Here is a 10,358-nt window from a genome sequence, read left to right as displayed (position 1 = left end):
AAAGATAAGTCAATACAAGAACAACAAACTCGACCTGCTATGCGTCGAATAGAGACCATCCATTTTATTGGTATTGGCGGTGCGGGTATGGGCGGCATTGCCGAAGTACTGGCTTGTGAAGGCTACCGTATTACAGGCTCAGATATAGCGCACAGCGCAATGACCGAACGTTTAATTAAAGCAGGTGCTGAAGTATTTATAGGCCATCACGAAAACAACGTAAAAGATGCCAACGTCGTTGTTGTTTCAAGTGCTATTGACGAAACAAACCCTGAAATTATTGCAGCAAAAGCGGCACGTATACCGGTAGTTCGCCGTGCAGAAATGCTTGCCGAATTAATGCGTTTTCGCCATGGCATTGCCATTGCGGGCACACATGGTAAAACCACAACAACGAGTTTAATTGCCAGCATTTATGCTCAAGCAGGACTTGATCCTACCTTTATTATTGGCGGCTTATTAAATAGCGCAGGCAGTAACGCAAAAGTAGGTAAGAGCGACTTTTTAATTGCTGAGGCAGATGAAAGCGATGCATCGTTTTTACATTTACAGCCAATGGTATCGGTGATCACCAATATTGAAGAAGATCACATGGAAACCTATGGCGGCAGCCTTGAGAAAATGAAAGACACTTATGTGGACTTTATTCATAACCTGCCATTTTATGGCTTAGCCGTTGTGTGTATAGACTCGCAGGTAGCCAGTGAGTTGATCCCACGTTTTGCTCGCCCTGTAATCACGTATGGCGAGTCAAAAGATGCCGACTACCGCATGAGCGATTTTAGTCAATCAGCAAGTACTTGTACTTTTACAGTGACTAATAAGAATGGCGATAGCCTAACAGCTACGCTTAACATGCCGGGTAAGCACAATGCACTTAATGCCACGGCGGCAATTGCAGTGGCTAAAGATCAAAACATTGCTAACCACGCAATTTTAGAGGCATTGCAAAAATTTGAAGGCATAGGACGTCGTTTTCAGCACTACGGTGAATTTGAAAATGAGCGCGGCAATGTCATGCTGGTGGATGACTACGGACATCACCCATCAGAAGTTGCAGCCACCATTGCAGCGGTACGCGAAGGCTGGCCAGAAAAACGCTTAGTTATGGTTTATCAACCACACCGATTTACCCGTACACGCGATTTATACGAAGACTTTGTAAAAGTACTGGCTGATGTCGATCAACTTTTATTACTAGATGTGTACAGTGCCGGTGAAGATCCTATTGTGGGCGCAGACAGTAAAAGCCTGTGCCGCAGCCTACGTCAACGCGGAAAAGAGCCTCTACACGTAGCAACGAGCGCAGAGCTTGCTGGTGTGCTGGCCGATAACTTACAAAATAACGACTTAGTTTTAACGCAAGGCGCTGGTAATATAGGACAATTGGTTAAAACATTAGCGGCAACAGGTATGTCGGTTGAAAAATTAAAGCAAGGTGAAGTATGACGCAGCAAAACGCGCAATTTGGTAAAGTAGCAGTACTGCTAGGGGGTAACTCAGCAGAGCGTGAAGTGTCACTACGTTCAGGGCAAGCAGTGCTTAATGCACTACAAAATGCTGGTGTTGATGCCATTGCTTTTGACCCGCAAAATCGTTCATTGTGGGAATTAAAAGAGTTAAACATAGATCGTGTCTTTATTGCATTGCATGGCCGTGGTGGCGAAGATGGAACAGTGCAAGGTGCGCTTGAATTTATGAACTTGCCATACACAGGCAGTAATGTATTGGGTTCAGCCTTAGCAATGGATAAAGTCCGTTGTAAGCATTTATTTAAATCTGCAGGACTAAGCACAGCGCCTTATGCAGTTGTTGATGCTAAAAAAGGCTTTGATGCAAAAGCCATTATGGATGAGTTTAAAAAAGTAATGGTGAAGCCATCACACGAAGGCTCAAGCATAGGTATGGCGCAAGCAAGTACCGCTCAAGAGCTTGAAGATGCACTAACACACGCCTTTAAGTTTGATAGCCAAGTGTTAGTGGAGCAGTGGATAACCGGACGCGAGTTTACAGTGACTGTATTAGGCGACGCAGTGCAACCTGTTATTGAAATGACGACCCCAAATGGCTTTTACGATTATCAAGCTAAGTATCAGTCAAACACAACGCAGTATCATTGCCCTGCCGATTTATCGGCGCAAGATACACAGTGTATACAAGCTATGTCATTAGAAGCGTTTGAGTTAGTAGGTGCAAGCGGCTGGGGCCGTGTAGATGCGATGCAAGATGAGCAGGGAAATTTTTATTTGTTAGAAGTAAATACAGTCCCTGGCATGACCGAAAAATCGCTGGTGCCCATGGCGGCAAAAGCAAACGGGGCAACATTTGAGCAATTAGTTATTCGCATTTTGGAGCAAACGCTTTAATATGCACACCCTTTTAGAAAAAGCTCAACAGTTAAAACAGCAACTTAACTTTAATTGGTCGCTAATTTTTGGTGTGAGCTTTTTTCTAGTAGTAGTGATAGGGCTGGTGCAAATAACGACCGGTGTATCTGATTGGCTAGTAGAGAACAAAGATGCACAAATAAAGCACTTAACGGTGCTAGGAAAGCCCAAATACACTGACGAAAAGGCCATAATAAAAGCAATAAAAAAGGCCGATTTAAGCAGTTTTTTTGAGCTAGATGTAAAACGCGTACAGCAACTAGTAAAAGATTTACCTTGGGTTGCAACCGTATCGGTTCGCAAGCAGTGGCCTGATACAATACAAGTGTACGTAGTTGAACACGAAGCCGTAGCCCATTGGAATAGCGATTTACTGCTAAACCAAAGTGGCGATGCTTTTGAAGCAAGCAGCGATAAACTTGCCAATGATTTACCGCAACTTTATGGCCCAGAGGGTAGCGAAAAAGAAGCGTGGATTGCTTTTAAGCAATTTGACGAAATGCTAAAGGTAAATGCGTTAACATTAAAAAGCTTGGCACTTTCGGAGCGTTTTTCGTGGCAGTTGTGGTTAGATAATGGTGTGCGCTTAAATTTAGGGCGCAAAGATAAAGCAAAGCGAGTACAGCGGTTTATAGATGTGTACCCGCGCATGGAAAAGCGTGCAGATGCACAAATAGATGCAATAGATTTACGCTATGATACCGGCCTTGCAGTTAGCTATAAGCCTGTGCAAGAACAGCAATTACAAAATAAGAGTAAGGCATGACTAAGTCAGCAGAAAGAAACCTAGTGATTGGATTAGACGTTGGTACCTCAAAAGTGGTGGCCACGGTAGGTGAAATCACCGCAGATAACAAGCTCAGCATTGTTGGTGTGGGCAGCCAAGTATCTCATGGTATGGATAAAGGCGGCGTAAACGATTTAAACTTAGTGTCTGAGTCGATTCGCCGAGCAATAGATGAAGCCGAATTAATGGCTGATTGTCGTATTAGCTCAGTGTACTTAGGGATCTCTGGCAAACACATACAATGTCAAAACGAAAGCGGCGTGGTTGCAATTAATAATACCGAAGTAACTGATGAAGACATTGAAAATGTAATTCATATAGCGCGCTCTGTGCCTATTTCGGCTGAGCGTAAAATGCTGCATGCATTACCGCAAGAATATAGCATTGATATGCAAGAGGGTATTAAAAACCCCCTTGGTATGAGCGGCGTGCGTATGGAAGCACGTGCACACATTATTACTTGTTCAAACGATATGGCTAAAAATATCGAAAAATGCGTAGAGCGCTGTGGTTTAGAGGTTGATCAGCTTATATTTACCGCACTCGCATCGTGTTATTCAGTATTAACTGATGATGAAAAAGAGCTTGGCGTAGCGGTGCTCGATATTGGTGGTGGTACAATGGATATCACTATTTATATTAATGGTGCATTGCGTCATTCTTCAGTGATTCCGGTGGCGGGCAATCAAGTAACCGGTGATATTGCAAAAATATTTCGTACACCTATATCACATGCTGAGTCACTCAAAGTACAATATGCATGCGCAAGTAGCCAAATGGCCAGTAACGAAGACACCATAGAAGTACCCAGTGTAGGCGGGCGACCAGCACGTTTAATGTCGCGTCATACTTTATCTGAAGTGGTAGAGCCTCGTTTTAGAGAATTATTTGAGCTAGCGATGGAAGAAATTCGTCGCTCAGGTTTAGAAGACCAAATTGCGGCAGGCCTCGTTATTACAGGCGGGACTGCTAAAATGACTGGCGCAATGGAAGTGGCTGAAGACATTTTCCAAATGCCAGTGAGAATAGGCAAACCAATCGGGATAGTTGGTTTGACAGACTACGTAGACGATCCTTCGTACGCAACCGCTGTAGGTTTGTTACAATACGGGCGCACTATGCAATCGATGAATGCACAAAAGTCGAAAGCAGAGGATAATAATAATTGGTGGAACCGCATTACTAAATGGTTCCAAGGTGAGTTTTAAAGTACTCAAGTCGGAGAGTAAACATGTTTGATATGATGGAACAACACAGCGAAGAAGCTGTAATTAAGGTAATTGGCGTGGGCGGTGGCGGCGGTAACGCTGTTGAGCACATGGTAAAACAACAAATAGAAGGTGTGCGCTTTATAGCCGCAAATACGGATGCACAAGCATTACGTAATTCCGCTGCCGATATTACCGTACAACTAGGCACGCAAATTACCTCAGGGTTAGGTGCAGGCGCAAACCCAGAAGTAGGTCGTGAGTCGGCTGAAGAAGATGCAGAAACCATTCGTGCCAGCCTTGAAGGCGCAGATATGGTATTTATTGCTGCCGGCATGGGCGGTGGTACAGGTACCGGTGCTGCACCTGTGGTTGCTAAAATTGCTAAAGAGCTCGATATTTTAACGGTTGCTGTAGTAACGCGTCCTTTTGACTTTGAAGGTAAAAAACGCGCCGCAGCGGCTGAACAAGGCATTAACGAATTGTCAGAAATTGTAGACTCACTTATTACAATTCCGAACAATAAATTGCTTAAAGTTTTAGGCAAAGGGACTACACTGTTAGATGCCTTCGCTAAAGCAAACGATGTACTTTTTGGTGCGGTTCAAGGTATTGCGGAGCTAATTACACGTTCTGGTTTAATTAACGTGGATTTCGCCGACGTACGTACCGTAATGTCAGCAATGGGTACTGCCATGATGGGCACAGCTTCTGCATCAGGCCCAGATCGTGCTCAAGAAGCTGCAGAAGCGGCTATCTCAAGCCCATTACTAGAAGACGTTGATTTAACCGGTGCTAAAGGTATTTTGGTTAACATTACCGCGGGTATGGACATCGCGATTGAAGAATTTGAAATTGTGGGTAACCACGTTAAAGCGCTAGCGTCTGAAAATGCAACTGTGGTTGTGGGTGCAGTTATTGACCCTGAAATGAGCGACGAGTTACGTGTAACCGTGGTTGCTACAGGGCTAGGCGGCGATCGTCGTCCGCAGTTTGGTATTGTTGATAACGGCTTTAAAAAGGCATCAGGCTCTGATGTAGCAAGTTCATCAAACCAATCTAGCAGCATGTACGTACCAAGCTTTGCAAGCCAAGGCACAAGCACTGAAGAAACGACGCCAAGCACGCAAGTAGAAAGCAAAGAACAAGCGCCATCTACAAGCTCAAGCAACACGGCAAGTTCATCAGCGCAAAACAGTAAAAAAGCGGATAAATCAGAAGGCGGAGATTATTTTGATATTCCGGCTTTTTTACGTAAGCAGGCTGATTAACATTTACTAATGCTTTTGTTTGAAATGTGTACAAATATTGAAAGGCAAAAGGATTTATGTTAAACTCCGCCGTCTAACTGTAACTGATTTAAAAGTGAGCGAACCTATGATTAAACAGCGTACGATTGCACAAGTAGTCAAAGCCATAGGAATTGGACTTCATAAAGGTGAGAAGGTCACAATAACTCTCCGACCTGCGAGCGCAAATACCGGGATTGTATTTCGTCGTGTGGACCTTGATCCGGTTGTTGATTTTGAAACAACACCTGAAGCCGTTGGTGATACGCAATTATGTACCTGTTTAATTAACAAAGATGGTGTTCGCTTATCAACGACTGAGCACTTAATTGCAGCGGTTGCTGCAATGGGTATTGATAATCTAATTGTTGAATTAGATAGCTCAGAAGTGCCGATTATGGATGGTAGTGCATTACCGTTCATTTATTTGTTACAAAAAGGCGGCATTGAAGAGCAAAATGTTGCGAAACGCTTTATTCGTATAAAAGAAAAAGTACGTATTGAAGAAGGCGATAAATGGGCCGAAGTAGAACCGTATGATGGTTTTCATATCGACTTTGAAATTGCCTTTGATCACCCGGCCATTAACGAAAGCCGTCAGCGCATTGGTTTAGATATTACTGCGCAAAGCTTTACTGAAGAAATTAGCCGTGCACGTACGTTTGGCTTTATGAAAGATATTGAATACATGCATGCTAATAACCTAGCACTGGGTGGCAGCATGGACAGCGCAGTAGTACTTGATGACTTTAAAGTACTAAACCCAAATGGTTTGCGCTACAGCGATGAATTTGTAAAACACAAAATATTAGACTGTGTGGGCGACATGTTTATGACAGGTCATAACCTACTAGGTAAAGTAACGGCTTATAAATCGGGTCACGATTTAAATAACAAGTTACTTCGCAAAATTATGGCAACTGAGTCAGCATGGGAGTGGGCAACATTTGAAACGCCTGTTACGATGCCTGCACCCGGCCTTGAATTAGCGACTGCCTAATTTAGTATTTTTTAAAAATACACGCTCACAAACAGTTATAAAAAATGACGCTAACAGCGTCATTTTTTTTGCTTTTAATTTAGCTAAATTTTAAGAATAGACTGCAATTGATCTAAGTTAGCTATTGTGTAAGTAGGAGTTATGCCTTCAGGTAACTGCTCGCCTGGGTGCTGTAGCCAACAGGTATCAATACCGGCATTATTGCCTCCCAAAATATCGCTAGAGGCAGTGTCGCCCACCATCAATATTTTGCTTTTATCTGGATTACCCATAAGCTTAAATGTGTGCTCAAAAATAGCCTTGTTAGGTTTAGCAATGCCTACTAGTTCAGAAATAACCAACCAATCAAACATCTCTTTTAAACCTGTGTGTTCTAAACGCACCGTTTGCAAGCGGGCAAAGCCGTTGGTTATGATGCCTAATTTAGCATGTGGCTTTAGTTTATTTAACAGCGCTACGGCGCCGGGTAAAGGTTCACAAATTTGTGCCATAGCATCTAAAAATGCATCGTTTAGCTCTTTAGCGGGGACCCCTAATTTTACAGCCCACTCGTTAAAGCGGGTTACTTGTAAGTAATCGGCGCTAATTTTTCCATCTTGATAATCTATCCACAGCTGCTTATTGGTTTTTTGGTAATGGATGTAATCGGCTTGAGTAAACTCAATATTGTACGTTTTAAACATGCGGGTCATACCCGCTAAAATATCAAATCTGAATAGTGTTTCGTCTGCATCAAACAGTACATAACTGTATTTCATTAAACTTCCTGATGATAAAGGCTAGGGTGTAAAAAAGGCGCCATAGCTAAGGTAAGCGCTTGGGTGTAGGTGCTTTGTCGGGTTGCATGATTATTTGTAAGTAGTCCTATTGCGCCGCCTTTTTGCTTAATATTATGGGTGTTAAATGCTTTATCCATCACATCGCCAAGCTCTTCACCTTTTAATAGCGCGTTATATAACACTTGCGGTAACGGCAGGTTACTGCTGCGTCCTATCGCTTGCTCAGAGCCATTACTAATAACAACATAGGCAAAGGTTGCAGCCCCATAGCTAAATTGCTCTGCACCGCCTTCCATTGCACAGTAGTAATCTGCTTGGTATATATTTTTGCAGTAAGTAACTCGGTTTTGTGCGCCTATACGGGTTTGCTCTTCGCCAATGGGTTGATCGGGAACATTTGAGGGAGCATCAACGCCTTGGCAATCAATTTCGTAACTAGGAAAGTACATTGCAAAAATATGTTTTGCAGCGTTAATTTTTACTGGGTTTTTAGAGCCCACAATAATTTTTAATGAGTGCGACACGTTTTCCCTCACTGTTAGCAAAAGCAGCAGTGTACGTCAGAAGTGTAAATCATAAAAGAGGGTCTAAATGGGTATATCTAAAGGGGCTAGGTTTTCAAGAGCTCGCTTTTTAACAATAATGTCTTTAATAAGCGGGGTAAGCACCAGCTCCATTGCTAAACCCATTTTACCGCCTGGCACCACAAGGGTATTTATACGCGACATAAAGCTGCCTTCAATCATTTGTAAATAATACGGAAAATCAACGTCATCAATTCCTCTAAAGCGAATAACTACAAAGCTTTCATCAAGTGAAGGGATATCTTTTGCGCTAAATGGGTTTGACGTATCAACCGTTGGCACACGTTGAAAGTTAATATGGGTGCGCGAAAACTGCGGTGTGATGTGGTTAATGTAGTCATCCATACTGCGTACAATCGAGTCCATTACTTTTTCGCGAGAGTGGCCGCGGTCTTGCGTATCGCGGATCAATTTTTGGATCCACTCAAGGTTAATAATTGGCACCATGCCTATAAGCAAGTCTACGTGCTTAGCCACATCGTGATCCTGATCAACCACGCCTCCGTGCAAACCTTCGTAAAACATTAAATCAGTGTTTGTTTCAAGATCTTGCCAAGGGGTAAACGTCCCCGGTAATTGATTATAAGGCACGGCTTCATCAAAGGTGTGTAAATATCGGCGTAACTTGCCTTGGCCTGTTTCGCCATAGTTGCTAAATAAGGTTTCTAATGCGCCAAAGTCATTGGCTTCGCGGCCAAAGTAACTAATGTGCTTACCTTCTTGCTGTGCCTCGCGTATTTTTTTGTCCATTTCTGGGCGTGTGTAACGATGAAAGCTATCTCCTTCGATAAAAGCCGCATCAATATTAAGGCTACGAAAAATATGTTTAATTGCATTGGTGGTGGTTGTAGTACCCGCACCCGATGAACCGGTTATTGCAATGATAGGATGTTTAGCAGACATGTTTTTTCTCTTTTTTAGGACCAAGACAGTTATAAAGAGTTGACTGACTGAGGTCAAGTGACGCCATCGGCAAATAACGTTATCATGAGGTGCTTAAAATTAAAACGAGAGAAAGCATGAAACTTATTAAACCATGGCTTGGGCTAGCTTCTATAGCGGCGCTAAGCCTAGCGAATGCACAGGCTAGCATGCCAAAAAGCCAAATTTTGTTGGCCGATTTAAATACACCTTACGGTATGCAAGTAAGTATAGTGAGCGACAAGAACAGCTATAACAACCAGCCTTATTTAACAAACCAAGGTATTTATTTTACGCACGAAGTTATTTCAAGCGAGCAAAGTCAAACCGATATTGCCTATTATGATTTAGTAACTAAACAAGTAAGCAACATAACAAATACGCCAGTGAGCGAATATTCGCCCACTGTTATGCCCTCAAAACAAAGTTTATCGGCCATTGTGGTAGAGCAAGATAGCAAACAAAAGCTGTGGCAATACCCACTCGATACTGAGCAAGCTCCGAGCCGTATTTTTGATTGGATTGAACCTGTTGGCTACCATGCATGGGGCACTCAAAGCGACTTAGTGATGTTTATTTTAGGTGAGCCACATACATTGCAATATACGTCGGTTGCTGCGGCAAAAGGCGAGGTGGTAGCAAGCAACATAGGTCGCACGCTTATTTATAACAGTAAAACCGCAACATTTTTATTTAGTTACACAAAAAATGATCAGCATATTTTAGCAAGTTTTAACCCCCAATCTAAACAGGTGGAAGATTTACTAAGATTGCCAGAGCAAGTACAAGACTTTATTTTAAAAGATGCTAATACAGTGGCTTATGCGGTTAAAAACCGTGTATATATGCGTAGTTTAAGCGGCACCAATGAAGTTTCTCAATGGCTTAACTTAAGCCCGTATTGCGAGACAAACATAACAAGAATGAGTTATAAAAACGACAAACTTGCCTTTGTATGCGATGTAAAATAATTCGGACTTTGCGGCGCGTATAGGCTAATGTAATGCACTATTAAACATTAAAGGGAGCACCACGTGGCGTATAGTTCAGATGAGTTAACAGAGCAGCTCATTCAGTTAAAGTGCAGAAGTAACTTTAAAATTAAAAACATTGCTGAGTACATGTTAGCAAATTCTAAAGAAGCCATTTATGCCCACAGCGAAGCGGGTAAAGGCAAAATAATTATTCGCCCAGCCTTTGAGGTGTTTAGCGATGACTTTGCAACAATTGATGAGGTAACACGAGTACAAGGTTATTTTCATAGTAGCGAGATGACGCGCTTTCCTACACGTATTCACAAAAGTGCGCAGCCGATTCACTATGGTGTGGCCTTTAAAATTAACTCAGCGCAAGCAGCAAAAGACTTTATTGCCAAGCTAACACAGATTATTAACGGGTAAATA

At 42.6% G+C, this 10,358-nt stretch carries 11 protein-coding genes; 8 read left to right on the top strand and 3 right to left on the bottom strand.

The genetic code is table 11. The features are described from left to right. Window positions 1-39 precede the first annotated feature (39 nt). From murC to lpxC, 6 genes are all read left to right on the top strand, one after another. On the top strand, window positions 40-1,449 hold the full coding sequence (murC, locus tag AN391_RS03800) for a UDP-N-acetylmuramate--L-alanine ligase (RefSeq protein WP_055014276.1): 1,410 nt from the start codon (window positions 40-42) through the stop codon (window positions 1,447-1,449). Continuing rightward, window positions 1,446-2,366, top strand: a complete 921-nt coding sequence (locus AN391_RS03795; protein ID WP_055014169.1) for a D-alanine--D-alanine ligase — start codon at window positions 1,446-1,448, stop codon at window positions 2,364-2,366. The genes murC and AN391_RS03795 overlap by 4 nt, the downstream gene beginning before the upstream one ends. A 1-nt stretch (window position 2,367) precedes the next feature. Then, window positions 2,368-3,153 carry a cell division protein FtsQ/DivIB gene (locus AN391_RS03790; protein ID WP_055014168.1) on the top strand — a complete coding sequence of 262 codons (786 nt, stop codon included), beginning with the start codon at window positions 2,368-2,370 and terminating at the stop codon, window positions 3,151-3,153. Continuing rightward, entirely contained in the window at window positions 3,150-4,382 is a 1,233-nt protein-coding gene (gene ftsA, locus AN391_RS03785; protein WP_004589420.1) for a cell division protein FtsA, read from the top strand. The genes AN391_RS03790 and ftsA overlap by 4 nt, the downstream gene beginning before the upstream one ends. Before the next feature lie 23 nt (window positions 4,383-4,405). Next, window positions 4,406-5,653, top strand: coding sequence for a cell division protein FtsZ (ftsZ, locus tag AN391_RS03780; RefSeq protein WP_055014167.1), 1,248 nt, complete (start codon window positions 4,406-4,408; stop codon window positions 5,651-5,653). Window positions 5,654-5,759: 106 nt separating this feature from the next. Beyond that, entirely contained in the window at window positions 5,760-6,671 is a 912-nt protein-coding gene (gene lpxC / locus AN391_RS03775; protein ID WP_004589422.1) for a UDP-3-O-acyl-N-acetylglucosamine deacetylase, read from the top strand. An 83-nt stretch (window positions 6,672-6,754) separates the two neighbouring features. Here lpxC and yjjG read toward each other — a convergent pair whose 3' ends face one another. The 3 genes from yjjG to AN391_RS03760 form a co-directional block, all read right to left on the bottom strand. Beyond that, window positions 6,755-7,429, bottom strand: a complete 675-nt coding sequence (yjjG, locus tag AN391_RS03770) for a pyrimidine 5'-nucleotidase (protein WP_055014166.1) — start codon at window positions 7,427-7,429, stop codon at window positions 6,755-6,757. Beyond that, the gene (gene yjjX / locus AN391_RS03765; protein ID WP_055014165.1) at window positions 7,429-7,974 is read right to left on the bottom strand and encodes an inosine/xanthosine triphosphatase; all 546 of its coding nucleotides are present in this window, start codon (window positions 7,972-7,974) and stop codon (window positions 7,429-7,431) included. Before yjjX ends, yjjG begins: the two co-directional genes overlap by 1 nt. Window positions 7,975-8,037: 63 nt before the next feature. Beyond that, complete coding sequence (locus AN391_RS03760) at window positions 8,038-8,937, bottom strand: phosphoribulokinase (RefSeq protein WP_055014164.1); 900 nt, start codon at window positions 8,935-8,937, stop codon at window positions 8,038-8,040. Between the two features lie 116 nt (window positions 8,938-9,053). On the opposite strand from AN391_RS03760, the gene AN391_RS03755 reads away from it, so the two are divergent. Together AN391_RS03755 and AN391_RS03750 are read left to right on the top strand one after the other, a co-directional pair. Continuing rightward, the gene (locus tag AN391_RS03755; RefSeq protein WP_055014163.1) at window positions 9,054-9,926 is read left to right on the top strand and encodes a hypothetical protein; all 873 of its coding nucleotides are present in this window, start codon (window positions 9,054-9,056) and stop codon (window positions 9,924-9,926) included. Window positions 9,927-9,989: 63 nt separating this feature from the next. Then, window positions 9,990-10,355, top strand: coding sequence for a hypothetical protein (locus tag AN391_RS03750; RefSeq protein WP_055014162.1), 366 nt, complete (start codon window positions 9,990-9,992; stop codon window positions 10,353-10,355). Window positions 10,356-10,358: the final 3 nt, after the last annotated feature.

The sequence above is a fragment of the Pseudoalteromonas sp. P1-13-1a genome (assembly GCF_001401875.1).
GTDB lineage: Bacteria > Pseudomonadota > Gammaproteobacteria > Enterobacterales > Alteromonadaceae > Pseudoalteromonas.
The sequence above is the reverse complement of the archived record's forward strand: the minus strand, read 5'-3'. Positions and strand labels throughout refer to the sequence as shown.